We start from the raw sequence: 22573 nt of genomic DNA, 5'->3' as shown, positions 1-22573 counted from the left end.
TGTTTCTCGTCACAGAGCCCTTTATTATCCACAGTGAGCTTAATTCATTCATAAAGGACAATTGCTATGATGTGGTTTCTTACCTGTGTCGCAGCCCTACTGGCCGGATACTTTATCTACGGCGCTTTTGTAGAAAAAGTATTTGGTATTAACGAGAACCGTAAAACACCGGCCCACACCATGAGTGATGGCGTGGACTATGTTCCTATGTCGACCAAAAAAGTCTACTTGGTACAATTGCTTAATATTGCTGGCGTAGGCCCAATTTTCGGCCCAATCATGGGCGCACTCTATGGTCCTGCAGCAATGTTGTGGATTGTCGTCGGCTGTATTTTTGCAGGTGCGGTGCATGACTACTTTTCAGGCATGTTGTCGGTACGCAATGGCGGCGCTTCAGTGCCCACCATTACTGGCCGTTACCTAGGCAATGGCGCCAAACATTTTATGAACATTTTTGCCATTGTACTGCTACTGCTTGTGGGGGTTGTTTTCGTTTCTGCGCCTGCAGGGATGATCACCAATCTGATTAACGAGCAAACGAGTCTAACGGTGAGCATGACCTCAATGGTGGTGATCATTTTCGCTTACTACATTCTCGCCACCATCGTTCCTGTCGATAAAATCATCGGCCGTTTCTACCCACTGTTCGGCGCATTGTTGATCTTTATGTCGGTTGGCTTAATGACCGCGATTGCACTTTCCAGTGAACACACTGTGATGGGCGGTTTTGAAATGAGCGACATGTTCAGCAACATGAACCCGAACGACCTACCACTTTGGCCAGCGCTCTTTATCACGATTGCTTGCGGTGCTATCTCTGGTTTCCATGCAACTCAATCGCCATTGATGGCTCGCTGTATGGAAAATGAAAAAAATGGCCGCTTCGTGTTTTACGGTGCCATGATTGGTGAAGGCATTATCGCACTTATCTGGTGTGCGATTGCACTCTCTTTCTTTGGCTCATTGGAAGGTTTATCAGAAGCGGTGAAAAACGGCGGCCCAGGTAACGTTGTGTACAGCGCATCCTTTGGCTTATTGGGCGTATTTGGCGGCATCATCGCCTTCTTGGGTGTGGTTATCCTACCGATCACCTCAGGCGACACTGCATTTCGCTCTAGTCGTTTGATCTTAGCTGAATATTTCAATATGGAACAAAAAACGCTGCGTAATCGCTTGTTCATGGCACTGCCGCTGTTTGTTTTGGGTGCCATTCTCACTCAAGTGGATTTCGGTATTATTTGGCGCTACTTCGGTTTTGCCAACCAAACCACAGCAGTAATGATGCTTTGGACCGCTTCCGCCTATTTACTACGCCATAACAAACTGCATTGGATTGCGACTATCCCCGCGATGTTTATGACCACGGTTTGTGCCACCTTCATTCTTAATAACAGTGCATTAGGCTTTGGCTTACCGATGCAAGCATCAACCATTGCCGGTATTTTGTTCTCACTGTCCGTAACCATATATGTAATTAGAATCTCCAAAGGTAAAGGCGACATCGAACTTACCGATGAAGAAAAACCGAAAGCAGTCACAGAAACTGCATAGTGTGAATGACGCTTCGCTTGCGTTATAGAAAAGGGCTTCCATTTGGAAGCCCTTCTTCTTTTATTGGTACGTCTAATTCAAATACTTTTTATTGACTAGTCGATTTGCTTGATTTGCAGCTCTTTGGGCACTTCAAAAAACATGTTCTCTTCTCGTCCAAGCACTTCTTCAACCGATTGAGCACCAAGCTCTTTAATTCGATCTAGGATCTGATTCACTAATGCTTCGGGTGCCGATGCGCCGGCCGTGACGCCAACGGTTTTCTTACCATCAAACCACGTTGGATCAATATCTTCAGGGCAATCAATCAAGTAACCCGGCGTTCCGAGCTTTTCCGCCAATTCTTTTAAACGCGTAGAGTTTGATGAGTTTTTCGAGCCCACCACCACCACCAAATCAACATCCAATGCAAGTTGACGCACCGCATCTTGGCGGTTTTGTGTCGCGTAACAGATATCATCTTTACGTGGTCCCTGAATATCAGGAAACACTTCACGCAATTTATCAATCACATCGGCTGTTTCATCCACCGACAAGGTGGTTTGGCTAACATAATGTAAATTAGTCGGATCTTTAACGATAGCTTTTAGCGATTCAACATCTTCCGGTTTTTCAACCAAGTACATGCCGCCTTTTTTACTGGCGTATTGGCCCATGGTTCCTTCTACTTCAGGATGACCTGCATGGCCAATCAGCACTACTTCCATACTGCGGCGACTGGCTCGAGCCACTTCCATATGCACTTTAGTCACCAAAGGGCAAGTGGCATCAAACACGGTTAATGCACGCGCTTTCGCTTCAAGTCTCACCGCTTGCGAAACGCCATGAGCAGAAAAGATCACAATATTGTCATCAGGTACTTCGTGTAAGTCCTCAACAAAAATGGCCCCGCGCTGCTTCAGCCCTTCCACCACAAAGCGGTTATGCACCACTTCATGTCGTACATAAATCGGAGGCTGATACAGCTCAAGTGCGCGTTCAACAATGCTGATCGCACGATCAACACCGGCGCAAAAACCACGAGGGTTGGCTAACAATATTTTCATTTCATTGCTCATTGAATAGGGTTATCGCAAGTTGCCAATTATTCTACAGACAAAATTTCAACATCAAAAATGACATCTTGTCCTGCAAGTGGGTGGTTAAAATCAACCGTTACCGAATCGCCCGCAATAGCGGTGATAATGCCAGGAATTTCTAAGCCATCGCGGCCACTAAACGCCATAATCGTGCCAACTTCCACCTCAGTATTACTGGCAAATTTGGCGCGATCCATATGGTGGATGTTATCTGGGTTAGACAAACCAAACGCGTCTTCGGCTTTTAACTCAATGGTTTTGGATTCTCCGGCACTCAGACCGATTAAGCACAACTCAAAATTGTCGCTTAGACTGCCATCACCAATAACCAATTTCGCTGGTTTGCCCATATTATGAGTGCTATCCGCAATAGAGCCATCTTTTAATTTAATGGTGAAGTGTAGGGTTACCGCACTGTTTGCTTTTATTGTCGTCACGTGATTTCTCTTTATTTATTTTAGTGTGGAGACAAGGCATCCATAACGACATAAAAATGCCCGTTTTTAGTACGCCTATCGCCACCGTATTTTTAGAGATGAAGAGTAAACAAAAAGCGCCACCTGAATCAACAGACAGCGCTTAGGGTTATTCAACTATTTTAGCCATTATGAGTGCGCATCGTCTTTTTTACGAAAGCCATCAAGGATAATCATTGCTGCACCAAGGCAAATGGCACTGTCAGCCAAGTTAAACGCTGGCCAGTGATAATTACCCCAGTAGAAATCAAGATAATCAACCACAAAACCGTGCACGATACGATCAAACACGTTGCCGATTGCGCCACCAATAATCATGGCATAAGCGATATTATGCCACTTCTCTTGCGCAGGCAGCTTACTCATCCAGTAAGTGAGAAGCCCCGTCACAGCAAAGGCAATAGCGGTAAACAACCAACGTTGCCAACCCGCTTGATCGCCTAAAAAGCTAAATGCCGCACCATAGTTATGTACATAAAGTAGGTTAAAAAAAGGCATTACTTCGATGCGATTTGCCCAACCATACCCCATGTTATCCATGACCATCAGCTTTATACCGACATCAAGGGTAAAGACCAGAAGCGCTAGCCATAGCCAGCGAACTCCTGATTGTTTCCAAGTAAGCGTCTGCTCTGCCATATTGAATCCCAATATTATTAAGCGAACTTACGAACTTCGCCTTCACCATCCACGTTCGACACACAACGGCCACAAATAGTTTCATGACCAGTGATAGTGCCTACGTCAGGAGTATGATGCCAACAACGATCGCACTTCTCTGCTTTGGTTGCGCTCACCAACACAAACAAACCTGCAGTTTCCGTTGCTTGTGCCGCATCGTTTTTCTCAGCCAGAGGCTTCACTATCGCTTTTGATGTCAGCAGTACAAAACGCAGTTCATCTTCAAGCTTGTTTAACTGAGCCACTAAAGCATCATCAGCAAACAGCACCACTTCAGCTTGTAATGAGCCACCAATGATTTTTTCACTACGAGCAGTTTCAAGCAACTTGTTCACCGAGCTACGAACTTTTTGCATCTCTGCCCAAAATTCATTGTTCAACTCTTCGCCTTCAGTTAACCCAAACAGACCTTCAAACCACTCACCCGTGAAGACAAATTTTTCACGCGGCTCGCCATTAGCTTGCATCGCTGGCATTTCGTTCCAAATTTCATCAGCCGTAAATGACATGATCGGTGCCATCCAACGAACCAAAGCCTCAACGATGTAATACAGCGCCGTTTGACAGCTACGCTGTGCATGTGCACCTTGTTTAGCGGTGTATTGGCGATCTTTAATCACATCAAGGTAGAACGAACCCATTTCAATTGAGCAGAAGTGCATCAAACGTTGGATCACGCCATGCGTATTATACTCTTCATATGCTTTGACAATTTCTTGTTGCGCCGCAAAGGCACGGCCTACGGCCCAGCGATCCAGCGACACCATCTCGTCAGCTGCAACCATATCCGTTGCTGGGTTAAACCCATTGAGGTTGGCTAAGAAGAAACGTGCTGTATTACGGATACGGCGATAAGCATCCGCCGAACGTTTTAGAATTTCGTCAGAAACCGCCACTTCACCAGTGTAATCAGTCGATGCAACCCATAGACGCAGGATGTCTGCCCCCAGTTTATTGGTGACATCTTTTGGCGCAACCACGTTGCCGATTGATTTTGACATCTTGCGGCCATGACCATCGACCACAAAGCCATGCGTCAATACTTGTTTGTAAGGCGCAGCACCTTTCATTGCTACCGATGAAATCAATGAAGATTGGAACCAACCACGATGCTGATCTGAACCTTCAAGGTACAGATCTGCACCGTGGCCATTGAACTCTTCACGCTTATCAACAACGGCGTAGTGAGTCACACCAGAGTCGAACCACACATCCAGTGTATCGAGTACTTTTTCGTAATGCTTGGCATCTTCCTCGCCCAAGATCTCAGCAGTGTCGACATCCCACCACGCTTGAATCCCTTTTTGTTCTACCAATTGCGCCACTGTTTCAATCAGCGCAGGGCTATTAGGATGAAGTTCTGCCGTCTCTTTATGCACAAATAGCGCAATCGGTACACCCCAAGTACGCTGACGAGAAATACACCATTCAGGACGACCTTCAATCATTGCTTCGATGCGGCTTTGACCCCATTCCGGCATCCATTGTACGCCTTTGATCGATTCTAGAGCTTGGGCGCGCAGACCGGCTTGTTCCATAGAGACAAACCATTGTGGTGTTGCACGGAAAATGATTGGGGTTTTATGACGCCAGCAATGAGGATAACTATGCTCGTAGGCATGGTGGTGCAACAAAGCACCTTTTTCTTTCAGTACTTCAAGTACAGAGTCATTCGCTTTAAACACATGTTGACCAGCAAATAGCTCGGTGTCTGCTAGATATACGCCGTTTGAACCGACAGGGTTGGCTACTTCAAGGCCGTATTGCTGACCGACCACGAAGTCTTCTTGACCATGACCAGGAGCAGTATGAACGACACCAGTACCCGATTCAGTAGTTACGTGCTCACCCAAAATCGCAGGTACAGTAAATGCGTAAAATGGATGATTAAAAGACATTAGTTCTAGGTCTGCACCTCGGCAAAAACCAAGGTTGTGGTAATGACTTATACCAGCACGATCCATGACACTTTTTGCAAGTTCTGACGCAACGATAATGCGTTCAGCAGGGCGTTCACCGTCTGCTTCAATTTGCAACAAAACATATTCAAGATCATCACGTAAGCAGACTGCGCGGTTAGCTGGCAAGGTCCAAGGTGTGGTTGTCCAAATGACAATCGACACTTCACCGTGGCCGGCGTGATCAGCCGCGAGCGTGAACTTTTCAAGCAGCGCCGCTTCATCGGCTGCTTTGAATCGTACGTCAATCGAAGGTGACACTTTATCTTTGTATTCAACTTCCGCTTCAGCCAGTGCTGAACCACAATCAGTACACCAGTGAACGGGTTTGAAACCTTTCAGCAGGTGGCCTTTATCGGCAATTTTACCCAATGCGCGAATAATGTTCGCTTCGGTGGCGAAATCCATGGTGCGATAAGGTTTATCCCACTCACCCATGATGCCCAAACGCTTAAAGCTCTCTTTCTGGCCTTCCACTTGACCTGCTGCATATTCACGGCATTTTTCACGAAACTCAGCCGCGGTCACTTTCTGGCCTGGTTTGCCGACTTTTTTCTCTACCATCAATTCGATAGGTAGGCCGTGACAGTCCCAACCTGGGATGTAAGGCGCGTCAAAACCAGATAAGGTTTTCGATTTGATAATAATGTCTTTAAGAATCTTATTCAGTGCGTGACCAATATGAATATCACCGTTGGCATAAGGAGGGCCATCGTGCAATACGAAAGATTTTTTGCCTTTTTTGGCTTTACGGATTTCGCCGTAAAGATCTTCTTGATACCAACGCTTTAACATTTCTGGCTCACGTTTAGCCAGATCGCCACGCATTGGAAACCCTGTTTCAGGTAGGTTCAGGGTATCTTTATAATCACTCATCGATTCTTAATTCCGTTATATTGGGCGACGTTAGACATGATATTAATCGGTGGAATAATCCGACTAATTCTTTAGCTGATGCAACCACACCCTTGCCGCATCAGCATCCAATTCAATTTGTTGCTTTAACGCTCCAAAAGATTCAAATTTCTTTTCATCTCGAAGCTTATGTAAAAGTGCCACTTCTAGCTGTTTGCCATATAAATTGGCATGAAAGTCAAACAAGTGTACTTCAAGTTGTTGGCGAACCCCGTTGACTGTTGGCCTATTACCAATATTGGCAATTCCTCCGATGGGCGAGTTATCAAGGCCATAGACATTGACGACGTAAACACCAGAGACCGGTGAAACACAGCGCTTAAGCGGAATGTTCGCTGTAGGAAAACCAATGGTTCGCCCTAACTTTTGACCATGCGACACTCGACCACTGATACCGTAATCACGACCGAGCATCTGCTTAGCTAACACTAAGTCATCGCTTGCTAAAGCGTTACGAATAGCAGTACTACTCACTCTTTGTTGTTGCAAGCAAAAACTGTGGGTACTTACCACCTCAAAACCAAACTGTTGTCCAGCTTGCTGCAGCATACTGAAATTACCTTGGCGATTTTTACCAAAACAAAAATCATCACCAATCACCAGAAACTTAACACCCAACTGAGCGACCAACAAGTCACGAATAAAAGCTTCTGCCGTTAAATTAGCAAAGTGCTGGTTAAAATTCACACATAACAATCTGTCAACCGACTGCTTGTTCAATTGCACAAATTTATCACGTAATCGAGTTAATCGAGCTGGTGCATTGTGCTTGGCAAATAATTCTAATGGCTGCGGTTCAAACGTCATGACCACCGAAGGTAAACCCAATAATTGCGCTTTCTTGGATACTTGCTTCAAAACTTGCTGATGCCCTAAATGAACACCATCAAAGTTTCCGATGGTTAATACACAGCCATGATGCTGTGGCTTGATATTGTGAATGCCGCGAATCAATTCCATTAGAAAATGCTTAAAACCTATAGTTCTCAATTAGCAAGGTGCGAAACCGACGGATTATATACTAATCACCATTAATCTGTCGCCGCTTTTAAGTCTTTTAAACGCACGCCAAGCACGGCTAGGCAAAGCAAATAACTGACCGCACCGATACTGATCAGCATCACCAATGATGTAGCCCTCTGTGTCAGGCTCCACTCTAGCCACGTTGACATTTCTTCCAATTGCCAAACAATGACCACAACCATCGCACTGCTGGCCACCATTAAGCGAATAATAAAACCAATAGTTTTACGGGTGATCTGATACACCCCTTGCACATGTAACCCTCTGTAAAGCAGTGCCATGTTGATAAAAGCAGATAATGACGTAGCTAACGCCAAACCAACATAACTTAAATGCCACGCTAAAAGTGCATTGAAGACCATATTAGAGATCATGGCGATAATGCCATAACGAACTGGCGTTTTGGTGTCTTGCCGAGAGTAGTACCCTGGTGCAAGCACTTTGATCAGCATAAAACTGATCAAGCCCAAACCAAATGCATAGAGTGACAACGCCGTTTGATTGACATCATTCGGGGTAAACTCACCTCGCATAAATAGCACCATAAGCATCGGTTTTGCCAACACAATCAGGCCTAACATCGCAGGAAAACCGAGCAGACAAACCATACGAATACCCCAATCCATAGTTTGCGAAAATCCTTCGCTGTGGGCATCAACATGTTTACGGGATAATGCGGGCAAAATAACGGTAGCGATCGCAATACCAAATAAGCCTAACGGAAATTCTAGCAAACGGTCTGAATAGTAAAGCCAGCTGATGGAGCCCGTTTGTAAGAAGCTGGCAATGAAGGTGTCCAGCAATAAGTTAATTTGACTGACCGATACCCCAAAAAGAGCGGGCAACATCAAAGTGCGAATTTTCACAACCCCCGGTTCATTCCAACCCCATTGAGGCCAAACCAATAAACCTGCTTTGAGCAAAAATGGAATTTGAAATAGAAACTGGACCAATCCCCCAAGAAGGACGCCAATCGCCAAGCCAATTTCCGGTTGCTGCAAGTGCGGCGACAAAAACCAAGCGCAACCGATGATCATCACATTCAAAAATACAGGGGTAAAAGAAGAGACGGCAAATTTGCCCAGGGTATTGAGAATCGCTCCTGATAAAGCAACAAAAGTGATGAACCATAAGTAAGGAAAAGTGATTTTTAATAATAAACTCGCAAGCTCAAACTTATGCGCATCAGGACCATCATTAAGCCAATCTAAAAACCAACCAGCCCCAAACAGTGCCGTGACCGCACCAGAGCATAAGATCCCCACAACAGTCACCAAAGTGACAATCACCCCCAATGTGCCAGATGCTTTAGCAATCAGCTCGCGTGTTTTATTGATATCTCCGGATGAATGGTATTCTGTCAGTACTGGAACAAATGCTTGAGAAAACGCCCCTTCGGCAAATAGCCGACGTAAAAAGTTAGGAATTTTATTAGCAAAGAAAAAAACATCGGCACTCGCACCTGCCCCCATCAAATTCGCAACAACTACGTCACGAACTAGGCCCAACACACGAGAAATCAACGTCATAGCACTGACAATCAAGCCAGATTTGAGTAGGCGTTTGCTCACTATTACCTCGAAAAACAAGCCAAAACGTCATTATCCACAGCAACACATAAGGAATGTCAGTGCGAGATCAGATAAGTATTAGCATTGGAAAAAAAATACTGTTAGAATCCCCGCATCTTAACCGCGATGACCTTCCTATACCAAAATTTGTTTGGCCTAGAACGGTTTTTGCACAAATCATTTGACAATTGAGAGCAAATAAGGGATATTCCCCGCCCTTAAATTGTCACCGAACTAAGTTTTTGGGAGTTAGACCCTTGGCAAATAGTAAATCTGCTAAGAAGCGCGCTATCCAAGCTGAGAAACGTCGTCAGCATAATGCTAGCCGTCGTTCTATGATGCGCACTTACATGAAGAAAACCATCGCAGCTATCGCAGCTGGCGATAAAGAAGCTGCAACTGCTGCATTTGCTGCAGTTACACCAATCCTTGACCGTATGTCGACTAAAGGTCTTGTTCACAAGAACAAAGCTGCTCGCCATAAGTCTCGTTTCGCTGCAGCAATCAAAGCTCTATAATTTAGACTTGGTTCCACGCGAAAATAAAAACCGGCTAAGGCCGGTTTTTTTATATCTGCAGCGTAAAGTATTTGCTCTAATTTCAATATAAAAAAATCCGAACTATGTTACTGAAACATAATTTCGGATTGTGTATTTTTCAAAACACTAGCGGCAGTATAAACCGTGTAACAACTCAATCATCGCCTTGATCTCATGGCTGCTGAGTGTGTAGTAAACCGTCTGAGCTTCTTTTCTTGTATCCACTAACCCATCTCTTCTTAACCAAGCAAGATGCTGCGAAAGTGCCGATTGACTCAATTCTAATTTCCCACATAGCTCACCAACCGACAGTTCTTGATTGTGTAATAAACACAATATTTGTAGGCGTCTTTCGTTAGCCATAGCCTTTAACAACACCACTGCTTTAGCGGAATTTTTTTCCATTTCTTGTAGGTTCATGAATAAGCTCCCTTGGAACAACTTCTTACATCAAACGCATCACAAGTTTGCATCTTCCTTAACCCAACAGGTTATGAGTTTATAAGTAAGGTTAGTACCTTTTTCTACGTAGTTTAATTGTTATACCGTTTATGACGGCAACCATTCAATAGAGCGTCAATAACGGCATCAGAAGGCGTATAACCAGTTTAGATTAGTATTACTTGGCAAGCGATAATTAATAATATTGCTAGATAATGAGATAATAATCTATTTATCGTTAGTAGTGAAAGCATCATACAAACAAATTATTAAAATCTGCATCGCAAACATTTTTCACTGCTGGGTGTTGGATCATCCTCTCAGCAAAAATGACGTAGTACTCTTCTTTTAAATCATCAATCTGACCGATAAGTTGCAAAGGAAGATCATCACCAACTTCAGTCACATAAATTGAGGGCGCTAAAAAAATTGCATCATGATGATAACGCGCAAAAGCTTTCATCAATGCCGCATCATCAAACTCCCCCAGAATATTCGGCTTCAGGCCTTGACGGTCAAACCATTGCAATAGATTACGCCCCATCGCGGTTCGGCTTCCCGGTATCAACAACTTTCTCTGCTCTAAAATGGCGGGAAAAGAGACATTTTCAACCTTGCCTGAACAAAAAAAACTCATGTGACTCTCACCCAGTTTTTTACTGAACAGACCCGGGCTTTGGCTGGAATCGACGGGATAATCAGAGAGAATCATATCCAACTTGTGTTGTGAAAGTTGCTCTAACAACATTTCATGGGTCGATTCAAAACAACGCAAGTGGATACTGCTATCGGCCGGGACCGTCGTCATCAGTATTTTACTGACAAGCCGTTTAGAGAGGGCATCCGCCACTCCTACATCAAACAGCAGATTAGAGCGCTGACTATAATTGACAATATCGAGCATCTCATAACTTAAGCCGAACATCCGGTCAGCATATTTAAAAACCAGTTGCCCAAGTTCTGTCGGTTCAATACTACGACCATTACGCTTAGTAAGCTTACCATCCATGCGCTCTTCAAAAGCCTTAATTTGCCCAGTGACGGTTTGCGGAGTCAAGAAGAGTGCTTCTGCAGCTTTAGTGACCGATCCCTGCTTGCATACCATCCAGAAGTAGTAAAGATGATTGTAGTTGAGGTGAAACATGATAAGGACACTCAATTTTATCTGGTCGTTGTTTATAACAAACCCAAACCAAATGAGCAATTAACTCGGAAAAACCGAACTTAAGAACGTTAGCTAATCTTAATACCGAGCAGTTAGAGTTCAAAAATGACAACTTCGTCATAAAATATCTAAAACTAGCATCCCTCGCTCTCCTCCTCCACGTTGTTAAAATCGTATAACATCATGAAAATTCAATAAATAAAGAATTAAAAGTCACCGTGAAACTTGTTTTTATCAGAGTTATCAATGAGAAACTCACTGTCATATAAATGAAATAATTATTCTCTACTATCTCGCTCAGATTCAACAACAGACCGAACAATACTCAAAAGGTCAATGGAGAAAAGAAAATGAACCAAGCGACAACTACTGCTGCACCCATTGCGAGTACCACTCGTTGGCTGCGTTGGGCGAACTTGGCATTCATGCTCTACCTACTGCTACTTGCAGTGGCGATGGTAGGTAGTGGATTTAAATGGGCGACTGGTGATCAAGCTAAGGTACTGTTTGAGTTTGCCTCACACCCAATAGCGGGGTTGATGATAGGGTTAGTCGCCACAGCATTGATTCAATCTTCAAGCACCGTAACCTCTATCATTGTCGGTCTTGTGGCTGGCGGATTACCTGTTGAAATGGCGATCCCAATGGTTATGGGTGCCAATATTGGCACCACAGTAACCAACACGCTTGTTAGCCTTGGACACGTTCGTTGCCAAGTCGAATTTAAACGCGCTTTTGCAAGTGCAACAATTCACGACTTCTTTAATCTTTTGGCGGTACTGATTTTCCTACCGTTAGAGATGATGTTTGGTATTTTAGAGAAAATTTCTCATTGGCTTGTGTCACCTTTGCTCTCTACTGGTGATATGAGCATGAAAGGACTCGATTTTATCAAACCTATCACGAGCCCAATTATCACGGCACTAAAAGGCCAGCTGATCACTTTTGGTGAAGTTGTAGGTGGCGTGATGTTGATTGTTCTTGGTATTGCGACCATTTTTGTGGCTATCACTGTCATGGGTAAGCTCATGAAGAGTTTGATGGTGGGTCGTGCGAAAGAGATACTCAAAGATGCCATTGGACGCGGACCGCTGCACGGTATCCTTTCAGGTTCAATCGTCACTGTATTGGTTCAATCTTCTTCAACTACCACCAGTTTAATGGTTCCGCTGGTCGGCACTGGTGTATTGAAAGTACGCGATGTTTACCCATTCACTTTAGGGGCTAATATTGGCACTTGCATTACCGCCCTACTCGCGGCAACGGCCGTTTCTGGTGAGTTTGCGGTATTTGCCTTGCAAATTGCTTTAGTCCACTTAACCTTTAATGTATTAGCCACTGTGTTGATCTATGGGGTTCCATTTTTACGTGAACTGCCAATTAAAGGCGCAGAAATGATTGCTGAGATGGCAACAAAGAATAAAGCGGTCGTTGCGGGTTATTTACTATCGGTCTTTATCATTATGCCTGGCGGTATACTGGCACTAACGGCTTAAGTAACGAACAAACCACACGACAGATCAAAAAAATCCCCGAGCAACGCTTCGGGGATTTTTTACAACTAGAAAACAGTACTTTTTAATAATGCGAGAGAGCAACTAAACCGAAAACGGGTACTGGATGGCATCATGGCATTGGTAGCCTTCAATCCAGAAATCATCCAAGGTAACCCAAGTTTCAAGATCTTCTAGCGTTTTAATTTTCGGGTTAATATGAAACTTCGCCATAGGGAGCGGTTCACGCTTAAGTTGTACATCTTTCATCAACGCCAGTTGGTCTTCATAGATATGCGCATTGACGATCTTATGGTAGGCCACGCCCGCTTTTTTGCCGGTAATTTGCGCCATAATTGCGAGGAACACGTAGACCTGAACCATATTAAAATTCAAGCCAAGCGGGACATCACACGAGCGTTGCGTACTATTGAGATACAAAGTATCACCCAACAACGAAAAGTGATGACTGTACATGCAGGGGCGCAAGCAACCCATATGAAACTCACCTGGGTTGTATTATTACCCCCTACTATTCCCTACTGATTGTACTCATATGATAACTTTAAATGTGAAAAAAGCACTTAAATAACTTTAAATGTGAAAAAAGCACTTAAAGTCCACCTTAGACAATTTACACCACCAGTTAATACCCCCTACTAGTTGTACTAGTTAAAAAATTACTTTATGGTATGTACAGGCTAGTTATAGGTACGTCATTAATTATGAACACGATACATACAGTTATTCACTTAGGGATTTCCGCACCAGACTACGAAACTATGCCTACGTTAATACTGTTTCCTGAAGGTGTTGAACCACATGCTTCATTCATCGTTGCTAGATATGCACGTTACCTTCAAAAAGAAGGTCACGCCTCATATGCAACAATAAAAAGAGACTTGCATTACATTGGTTTGCTTTTTGATTACTATTATCTCGTGGTAAAACCCAACGCCAAAAATACCAACGACTGGGAAATGTTCATTGAAGATTTTTTAAGCGCTTTTGATAAAGGCGCTGTTTTAGGTTGGAGAGCTGCAAAAACAGCAGACTATACATATTGCAAAAACACTACAAAACAGTTCTGCCAGTTTGTTTCGGGCTTGAAAAGCAGCAGAAAGCTTCTTCCTGCGGAAGAAAAGGACCTTGAATACTCAATAAATCGCTCTTATGAATACTGCGCCCACCTGAAGACCAGCCTTCTGTTCCATATAAAAAGAAAATCCCACAGTATGAAGGATTCTCATAAATCTAAGGAAAGAGGTCGCAGAAGAGCCAAGTCTGGCGCGACCGTAGTCAAGTATTTCCCTCCAGAATACGTACCACTGCTTATTGAAGAGACAACAAATGTACGGGATAAGATCATTTTGTTAATGGCTGCGTATGGTGGCCGACGGCAATGTGAAATCATCCAAATACTCATCAATGATGTTGAACCTGTTAATGGTAGATTACATGTAACTCTTGCCCATCCTGAAACTTCTAGTATGTCCTGGCTTTGTAAAGCAGGAAAAAAGCGTACTGGTACTCGTGGTGAGTTTCTTAAAACAATGTATGGACTAAAGCCCAGAATCAATCTGGGTGCACTTTCTTCGAGCGCTGGTTGGAAAGGTATAAAGTATGACGACAAAAATACCGAAACATCTATCATGTGGTTTATTAGAGAAGAGGTCGAGAGATACCTTCTGACCTTGCACATTCAGTATATGGAAGAAGTAAGAGGTGAGTATTCACACCATCCGTATTACTTTGTTAATCAGAATGGCGACCCAATGACTCAGAAATCCATGAGTAAAGCCATACATAGTGCATGTAAAAGACTAGAAAAAAAGTATGGCATCAATTTAGATGGGCGTCGAGGACATAGCCTTAGACATCATTATGGTTTTTACTGTGCAGACGTTTTACAGATGGATTTATTAATGATCCGTAAATATATGGGGCATAAGCAACTCTCATCCACAGCTATTTACACACATATATCACCAGAAAAAGCTCGCCAAGTCATACAAAATGCTCAGGACAAAGCAAAGCTCGAAGACAGAATCGATGCAGATATAGAGGAGAGATTGCAGATTCAACAGAGATTCGAAAATCAACCTGCAATTGCAAAACTGCCAAATTCATGGGTGACTTCATGGTTGACTGGCGAAGAAATAGATACGATGTTAATTCACAGGTAAAAGCTACATGGATTATATAACAAATGAATTTGAAGAGTACACTTCCCCATTAACAGGTGAGGTGATTAAATTTAATCCATCTAGTAGAGCATTTTGTATACTCAAAACTCCTACAAAAGAGGAATTCAACGAACTCTTACAAGAATATGTGAACGCAAAGATTCAAATTACTTGGAGAGAGTTGTTAGAACCACTCAACAAAGATCTCAGCAAAATTAATGGCGATAGAATAAGGTTATTTGCGGCTACAAAGGCTTCGGGTAGTGACAAAAAGTTCATGCCGACATACATTTTTGCCGACAGTTATACCAAAGCTATTGGCGAAGAAACTAGTTACCAATGCCATCTAAAGGTAGAAAGCTTCAGTATTGAAGAGCAAAAAAAACTTGCAGAGGCAATCAAGCCCAACAGTCTTGAAGAAGCAAAAAGTCTATTTAAGGAAGGATCATTTCATCACAATGATGCTCTCGGTTATAGGTTTATAGATGAGGTAATAAAACCTCAAGATAATTTCACTGAAGCTGTAAACGCGATGGCCTCACTCTTGAATGAAGTGGTTGCAGATAGCGGTATCAAATCAAAGAGATTCAGGTTACAACACTCCAATAAGACACCTAGAAACACTCTAGAATTACTAAGCTTTCTACATGCCAAGGGGTATGTACTTTTCCCATATGTAAGAAAACTCTCTGAAGATCCTTTTGAATACTGGATGCTTCACAAAAACAATGTAAGGCACTGTGAATACCCTGAGCTAGTTAATCCAGATGCATATGAGTTTGTTGATCGTATTCATCAAGCTTCAGAAGCAAGTAGAGCAAACAAGAGGCTTGGTAGCAACGCTAAAACAATGGTGAAGGCATCTACTTTCACCAGAATTGAACAGATCAGTGATGAACTCCTAGATCGACAGGTTGAACTGTATGAAGAAAATTATCAAACCTCATCATCATCAGAAACAACAACCCGAACGAATGGCTCAGCGTTTAATGCTTACACAAATATGTGTAGGGATATTTTCAATTCAAAACATAATAATCCCGCCCTTAAGTTAAAGCATAGAAAGTACATGAGGAAAACTAAAAAGACGATTTATGAGCTTGCTGACTTTAGTTTATACTCAGACAAACTGCCTGAACTTAAGATTTGGACTGAGCTTCTTTCTCAGTATTGCTTATCTATAAACGATACGCAGTTTCAATTACGCATATCTTCTGCAAGATACTTCCTTGACTGGCTTTCTGGACTTGAACACATCCCACAATCCCCATTGGAGATTGTCAGAACGATACATGTAAATGATTATGCTGAGGGAAACACTCTGCGGAACCATCTCAAGAACCGTTACTCTCTAAAAGCCTCTAACAGACATTTGTCGATGTATAGACAGTTCTTTGATTTCTGCCACGATACTCTTTACAAGAACCCTGACAACCGTGAATCTCTAAGTACATTTGTTAATCCTGTTGACACCAAGTGGGATCGATTTGCAGAAGTTTCTAGTCCAGGAAGCAAACGAACACCGATTGAATCAAGGATAATGAATGAGATTCGAAATTTAATCATTGAAGATGATTATGCTTTTCCCAAAAAAGCATTTTCATTTTCTTATGTTCATTTAACAAATCACGAAACTGGAGAATATGAACACAACGTGTTCTGCCCATCAGTTGCAAACCTTCTCTATTTTATGCTCTGGATTCCAATACGAAAGATTCAAGCTCAACTTCTTGATTCTGGAGAGGGGGATGACTTTATCTATGACTTTGATCTAGAAAAGTTTGTTAAGAATGAAAACAAGATCGGGAACGAAAAAAGACAAGAAGGTTTATTGCAAACACTTCCATCAGGCGTACTTGGAATTACTGACGTGCTCGGCTTGCACATTACAACCAATAAAACTTCAGATGATGGTTACGATATCCCTTGGGTTTGTGATGAATTACTTGCATCATTAAAAAACCAGTATCAATGGCTCCGTAAGTACTCCCCCTACCCAGAGCTAAGAGGAAAAGACTCTCTTGGAAAGCTTCTGACAGAAGAAAGCATAATGACAGATAAAACTTTCTATTGTTTGTTCCGAGATCCCTCACAACAGAGATCCGACGACCAATCAAAACCAGTTGCAACTCACATTATAACAAAAGCGTGGGGATTGCTCTGTAACGAGGCTGAGAAACGGATAAACAGAAAACTTCCTGAGACACACAGAAAAATATCTTTGACAAAAGAGGGATCACCGACTGAATCTCGCTACGATATCCATACATTACGAGTGAGCGGTATTACAGACTTGCTAGATAAAGGAGTGCCATTAGGGATTGTTCAGAAGTTTGTTGCTGGACATAAGACTTACATGATGACACTTCATTACGATAACCCTTCTCATGCGAAAGTGAGGGAGTATTTAGAGGCAGCGCGTACTAAGGATAGTAACGTTTCTGATTTTGAATTTATAGAATCAGAAATCGACCAAGTTATTGAACATTTTGTTACTAACCAAGCCTATGCTAACAATAAATATACAGCTTTTGATGCATTGAAAAAGAACGCTGGGATCGTATCGATAAAGCTTTCGGGAATTTGCCCTGGTGCAAGTTGTGAGGAAGGAGGTCTTGACCCTTACAAAAAAATTGGAGTACCTGTTCCTGTCGGAGATAGAGGCCCATCCTGCCCTCAATGTCGATTTTGGATAACTGGACCTATGTTTCTTTTAGGTCAAGTTGTAGAAGGAAACCAGTTAATAAGAAAAATCAAGAAAAAAGTAATTGCTATCGACAAGATCAGAGAGTCAATAATTGATGCTGAGGACAACGGTAATACGCAGTTATATAACAAGTTATCAGGTCGAGAGGATCGTGAACTACGAATCCTGTCAAACATGTTAACTGAATGGTCTGAGCGCATGAAATTTTACGAAGCTTCAGTGAGAAAACTCGATGCATGGATCGCGTATAAAGACAAAAATCATGAGGAAAATTCAAGCCTTCCTATATCCATGTTTAGCAAGTCCACAGAAGAAGAAATTCGGTATGGTTTTAGTCAATCAAGCAATTTGGAACTGACTCATTTCCTCTCAACTGTATCTGAATTTCTTCCTGAGTTCATAGACTCTGATGATACTTCTGTACCTGATCTAGAGCAGGCTATTGCTAGATTCATGGCTATGAATAATCTAGGCGATATTATGTTTAAGTTGAATGATGAACAACGACTACAAGCTACCAATTTGATGACAGATGCGCTTATAAGCAATGTCGGGGCTGAATGTGCCGAAAACCTTCTTAATGGCGATGTCGCCCTGTCAGAATTTCCAGAATTAAGCCGTCAAGTAATTGAACTCGTCAGTAAAAGCGAAGAGAAGATTTTTAGACTCGATGCAAATACTTTTGAATCGATTGGGAGTAACTAAAACATGAATACTTCTGTATCTCAGTCACCGTCAGCTATTTTGTACAATGACCTATGTAAATCCGCGAATAGTAAAAGAAGAGAAAACGCACAGAATATAAAACTCACCTGCGATCATATGGTGCAAGATGGCGTGGAAATCACCTTGAGTGGGGTAGCCAAAAGATGTCTTGACTCATTTGGTAGTCCAGCGATTTCAACTGTAACAAACACTGGCTCAAAGCTGGGTGAATATGTTCGCTTACGAAAACAAGAGCAGAATATTAATAAGGGAACGATAATCGCAAGAACTGTCGTTTCTGCGAAAGTGTCAGATCCCGTACTAGCACAACAAGTAAAAATACTTGAAGAAACGGTCAAAGGACTGAGAAATGAAAATAACGCATTAAGGGTAATATTTAAGAAACTCAATACCGATATTGACAACGATATTAATAGCATCCTACTGAGCGAACCAAAAAAACAAAATACCAGCGAAAAACTATTACCTTCAATCAGTCATACGCCACACTTAAAAAGCGCTGTCTCATCATTGCTAAGGCACTTAGCTGACAGAGGGTACGGTATGTATCGAGGGCGTTTTGGAATAAACAAGAAAACCGTATTAACCACTGCTGAGTTAGATGCTTTGAAAGAAGTAATCGATATTAGCGAAGCTGAGTTTAACGCTACATATGGTAACGACAAATAATTTTCGCATAGGGTTATAGCTAATGGCGAGTGGGCAGCAGAAAGCACAGCAAAATCTTGAGGCATTTGAGGCTTGGAAAGCCACACAGACGGACGATGACTTTAAACAAATCTTGTTCAGAGGTCAGCTAAATCGAATCGAAGTGGCAAAGGGTATCGGTTGTGGAAAATCGGCTTTAAATCAAAATCCTGCCCTCAAAAAAGCACTCAAAGCACTAGAGGGCGATTTACGTGATAGAGGTGTGCTTCCACCTCTTACGGAAAATGCTAAAAAAAACGAGGGCAAACCCCAAGCCTACGATAATACAGCGAATCGTAAGATGCTCGATTCAAAGCGGGTGTCGTCATTGGAAGCTGAGAACATTGAGTTAAAAGCCAAGGTTAAGGAGCTTGAAAAGCGACTTGAGCGCTTTGGTGATCTGTCTGAAACCTTATCCGAATTGGGGTTGATGCCACGATGAATGCCGCTTTGTATGAAGACCAGATGCGTGTCACCAGCATCCCTTACTGCACGAGTAAACTCGTGATATTCAGCGGTGTACCGCTGGCGAAGGACTCTTATATAACCAATAGTGGGAAGTATTATGTCACTATCAAAGCCGACCCCGATAGCATCCCTGTGCTTCCAACGCTGGGTCAGCATTGGTCAGTCAAAGGTGCTCGCCAGATAGAAAACATGGAGGTAGGCGATTATGTGATGCAGCAGCACACTTATGAATCGCCAGAGCATGTTGAATGCACCTTGCCCGAAACAGGTGAGCAACTGATTCGCTTCATCGCCAGAGAAAATGACTTCAAGGGTATTGGCGAAAGCAAAGCTAGGGCGCTCTGGCAGCTCTTGGGTAAAGAATTCCATGCCACATTAAGAAATGACACCCCAGAATCCAGAAAGTACCTGACATCGATTCTGAGTGAAGATTCAGTAGAAGCACTCTATAGAGGGTACGCCAAATACAAAAATTTGGCGCATTGCAACTGGATGAGTGAGCACAAAATCCCTGCCAGTGTGCAGCAACGGCTGCTCAAGCATCACGGTGAAGCCTCCATCGATGTTATCAAGGGTAATCCTTATGCTCTGATGGGCTTTGGTCTTTCGTTCAGTGCCATTGAAGGTATTATCAAGGTAACGAATTTTAAGACCGATGTTGCGCAGGATGATCCAAGAAGGCTCAGCGCTGCTCTGGAAATGGCGATTCGAAAAGAGATTGAAAAAGGTCATACCTATACCACTCATGCGAATGTACGCCCTTATCTCAACAAATTACTGAAAGACAAAGCTCTGGTCACTCAGGCGTTCCAATCAGGTCATGATAAAGCGCAGTACATTTTAAATCCCGACACAGAAACCTATCACCCTACTGCGCAACTTCTGATGGAAAGTGTCGTTGCCAAGCGGCTAAATACACTGATTAAGCGAAATGACTTGTTTGATGAAAACGCCAATGCTGCGTATTGCTCTGCGGCTGCGGAGCTTCCCTACGAATTAACTCCTAAACAAATCGAAGCCGTAACAACGTGTCTAGATAATTCGGTAAGCTGTATTACGGGCGGTGCAGGAACAGGCAAGACAACGGTACTCAGAACAGCTCTCAGGGCTTACCATCAACTTGGCTTTGAAATACACGCCGTTGCGCTCAGTGGCCGTGCTGCAATGAGACTTCATGAGTCCATCGGTTTTGTTACCTCAACCATTGCCAAATTGCTCCGTGAAGACCCTATTGAACCCAGTGTCGATAAACCAAATCACCTACTGGTGATTGATGAGGCAAGCATGATTGACTTGCCAACCATGTATCGTCTTGTGAATCACATTCACCCCTCTGTACGATTGATATTCACTGGCGACCCCGACCAACTCCCACCAATCGGCTGCGGCAAGGTGTTGGCAGACATTGTTGAAGCAAAAACGGTGGCTAATACGACGCTAAATATCGTCAAGAGACAAGAAGGTTCGACGGGTATCCCCGAATATTCAAAGCTCATTAATCAAGGTGTGATGCCTGAACAATTAAGCACAGGTGCAATACACTTTCACGAAACCAGTAAAACAGACATTTCCAAAGTCTGTTGCGAGCTTTACCAAGAATCTCCTAATAGCAGTCGTGTCATGGCTCCAACCAAGGCACTAGTATCAGAAATAAATAAACTCACTCAACAAGCCGTTAACCCATACAGCACCAGCCTTGAGTTCGCAATCAATGGTGACAAATTCTTTCTGCCACTTCGCCTTAATGATGCGGTGTTATTCACGCAGAATCATTACGACAAAGGCATTCAGAACGGCTCTCTTGGCACACTAACTAGCGTAAAGCCTTCTGGTGATAGTTACGGTGAAGTAACACTAGATACAGGCGATAAGATCGAGGTAACACAATCCGTCCTAGACTGTATGGAATTAGGTTATGCCATCACCTTACACAAAGCCCAAGGCTCACAGTTTCCACGTATCATCATCGCCCTACAAAACGGAAGAATAGTTGATAGAGCATGGCTCTATACGGCAATCACGAGAGCTGAAAGTGAAATTCATATCGTTGGTAGTCGCGATGATATGAAGAGTATCACCGAAGCCCCAAGCCACTCTCATAAGCGGAACAGCTACCTGAAAGAGCTTTTGAGCTGGCTTGGATCTGCCCCGAAACGAGTTGTGAACCAAAGTACGAACATAGATTTTCAGTTAACTTTGACATACAAAAAGTAATGATTGTCAAAAGGCAAGACCTGACCCCGTTATTCGACGGCTAGAGCTAAGTGATCAAGAGCCTAAGAAACACTTTACAAGTCGTTCTGAGTATAGTTATTGATGGCATTTGTATGTCTTAGATCACAAAATCGCATGCTTAAAGAATATAAAGTGGCCGCTATAACTTCATATTTATTAGATGGTTGGCTAGATAATGTTTGACAATGGAAAGCTAAGCTTATGGGATGTGTTTAACAATTTATCCATAGGATTAGCAACACTTCTTATAATTCTTTTCTCAGTATTTTTCTATGTAGACTTTGACCACTTTAAAATCCTAGAGTTACTATCAAAATTCTCTCCTGTACTTATTATTATAATGCCAGTCCTACTGCTTTTATTAGGAATGCTGGTAGACGCATTATCAAATAGATTCCATAGAACTCAGATTAAGATTTTCAGAATAAATAAAAGAGTATCAAGGGATCAAATGGAAGTAGAAGCAAAAGTAAGAAAATTACTTCCTGACATAATAACTGAAAAAACAATGTTTCGATACTGTAAGGCTTTCGTTTCTCAAAATTGCAAGAATAATAATGTCGAGGTGTTTTTAGCTAGGTTTGGTTTTTATAGAAATTTCTCATTTATTCTGTTTATGTCTTCTTTTGTAAGTTACTACGCATTTTGTTCAATGATGTTTTCAATTATTAT

The 22573-nt window shown here is 42.7% G+C and carries 16 protein-coding genes and 1 pseudogene; 8 read left to right on the top strand and 9 right to left on the bottom strand.

The window, feature by feature from the left end:
- The first annotated feature begins 66 nt into the window (after positions 1–66).
- The gene (locus AACR75_RS10860; protein WP_017043277.1) at positions 67–1551 is read left to right on the top strand and encodes a carbon starvation CstA family protein; all 1485 of its coding nucleotides are present in this window, start codon (positions 67–69) and stop codon (positions 1549–1551) included.
- 95 nt (positions 1552–1646) lie between these two features.
- On the opposite strand, the gene ispH is transcribed toward AACR75_RS10860, so the two are convergent.
- From ispH to murJ, 6 genes are all read right to left on the bottom strand, one after another.
- Positions 1647–2609, bottom strand: coding sequence for a 4-hydroxy-3-methylbut-2-enyl diphosphate reductase (gene ispH / locus AACR75_RS10855; RefSeq protein ID WP_013857553.1), 963 nt, complete (start codon positions 2607–2609; stop codon positions 1647–1649).
- Positions 2610–2635: 26 nt separating this feature from the next.
- Positions 2636–3067, bottom strand: a complete 432-nt coding sequence (fkpB, locus tag AACR75_RS10850; protein WP_017046295.1) for an FKBP-type peptidyl-prolyl cis-trans isomerase — start codon at positions 3065–3067, stop codon at positions 2636–2638.
- A 168-nt stretch (positions 3068–3235) separates the two neighbouring features.
- Positions 3236–3745 carry a signal peptidase II gene (gene lspA / locus AACR75_RS10845; RefSeq protein ID WP_026028078.1) on the bottom strand — a complete coding sequence of 170 codons (510 nt, stop codon included), beginning with the start codon at positions 3743–3745 and terminating at the stop codon, positions 3236–3238.
- A 17-nt stretch (positions 3746–3762) separates the two neighbouring features.
- Positions 3763–6621, bottom strand: a complete 2859-nt coding sequence (ileS, locus tag AACR75_RS10840; RefSeq protein WP_047690196.1) for an isoleucine--tRNA ligase — start codon at positions 6619–6621, stop codon at positions 3763–3765.
- A 63-nt stretch (positions 6622–6684) separates the two neighbouring features.
- The gene (gene ribF / locus AACR75_RS10835; RefSeq protein ID WP_026028079.1) at positions 6685–7620 is read right to left on the bottom strand and encodes a bifunctional riboflavin kinase/FAD synthetase; all 936 of its coding nucleotides are present in this window, start codon (positions 7618–7620) and stop codon (positions 6685–6687) included.
- Between the two features lie 71 nt (positions 7621–7691).
- Positions 7692–9254: a murein biosynthesis integral membrane protein MurJ gene (murJ, locus tag AACR75_RS10830; protein ID WP_026028080.1), complete on the bottom strand. Its 1563-nt coding sequence runs from the start codon at positions 9252–9254 to the stop codon at positions 7692–7694.
- Between the two features lie 257 nt (positions 9255–9511).
- On the opposite strand from murJ, the gene rpsT reads away from it, so the two are divergent.
- A complete protein-coding gene (gene rpsT / locus AACR75_RS10825; RefSeq protein ID WP_026027444.1) occupies positions 9512–9772 on the top strand; it encodes a 30S ribosomal protein S20 in 261 nt (86 codons plus the stop codon).
- 147 nt (positions 9773–9919) lie between these two features.
- Here the strand turns inward: rpsT and AACR75_RS10820 are convergent, their stop codons facing one another.
- On the bottom strand, positions 9920–10213 hold the full coding sequence (locus AACR75_RS10820; RefSeq protein WP_026028082.1) for an ArsR/SmtB family transcription factor: 294 nt from the start codon (positions 10211–10213) through the stop codon (positions 9920–9922).
- Between the two features lie 274 nt (positions 10214–10487).
- Positions 10488–11378 carry a transcriptional activator NhaR gene (nhaR, locus tag AACR75_RS10815; RefSeq protein WP_026027442.1) on the bottom strand — a complete coding sequence of 297 codons (891 nt, stop codon included), beginning with the start codon at positions 11376–11378 and terminating at the stop codon, positions 10488–10490.
- Between the two features lie 371 nt (positions 11379–11749).
- On the opposite strand from nhaR, the gene AACR75_RS10810 reads away from it, so the two are divergent.
- A complete protein-coding gene (locus tag AACR75_RS10810; protein WP_017047902.1) occupies positions 11750–12895 on the top strand; it encodes a Na/Pi symporter in 1146 nt (381 codons plus the stop codon).
- Between the two features lie 102 nt (positions 12896–12997).
- On the opposite strand, the pseudogene AACR75_RS10805 reads toward AACR75_RS10810, so the two are convergent.
- Positions 12998–13411 (bottom strand): annotated as a pseudogene (locus AACR75_RS10805) (thymidylate synthase); the annotation flags it as partial.
- A 206-nt stretch (positions 13412–13617) separates the two neighbouring features.
- Between AACR75_RS10805 and AACR75_RS10800 the strand changes: the two are divergent.
- From AACR75_RS10800 to AACR75_RS10780, 5 genes are read left to right on the top strand one after another with little or no spacing between them, the layout of a single operon-like run.
- Positions 13618–15078, top strand: coding sequence for a tyrosine-type recombinase/integrase (locus AACR75_RS10800; protein ID WP_047690194.1), 1461 nt, complete (start codon positions 13618–13620; stop codon positions 15076–15078).
- A 7-nt stretch (positions 15079–15085) separates the two neighbouring features.
- Complete coding sequence (locus tag AACR75_RS10795) at positions 15086–18490, top strand: VPA1269 family protein (RefSeq protein ID WP_047690192.1); 3405 nt, start codon at positions 15086–15088, stop codon at positions 18488–18490.
- Positions 18491–18493: 3 nt separating this feature from the next.
- Positions 18494–19180, top strand: coding sequence for a hypothetical protein (locus AACR75_RS10790; RefSeq protein ID WP_039450250.1), 687 nt, complete (start codon positions 18494–18496; stop codon positions 19178–19180).
- A 22-nt stretch (positions 19181–19202) separates the two neighbouring features.
- The gene (locus AACR75_RS10785) at positions 19203–19640 is read left to right on the top strand and encodes a VPA1267 family protein (RefSeq protein WP_039450253.1); all 438 of its coding nucleotides are present in this window, start codon (positions 19203–19205) and stop codon (positions 19638–19640) included.
- Between the two features lie 23 nt (positions 19641–19663).
- Complete coding sequence (locus tag AACR75_RS10780; protein ID WP_231564200.1) at positions 19664–21880, top strand: AAA family ATPase; 2217 nt, start codon at positions 19664–19666, stop codon at positions 21878–21880.
- Positions 21881–22573: the final 693 nt, after the last annotated feature.

Origin of the sequence: Vibrio sp. ZOR0018, assembly GCF_963865925.1 — a bacterium.
Taxonomy (GTDB): Bacteria; Pseudomonadota; Gammaproteobacteria; order Enterobacterales; family Vibrionaceae; genus Vibrio; species Vibrio anguillarum.
Note: the sequence above shows the minus strand (reverse complement) of the source record. Positions and strands in the feature narration are given on the sequence as shown.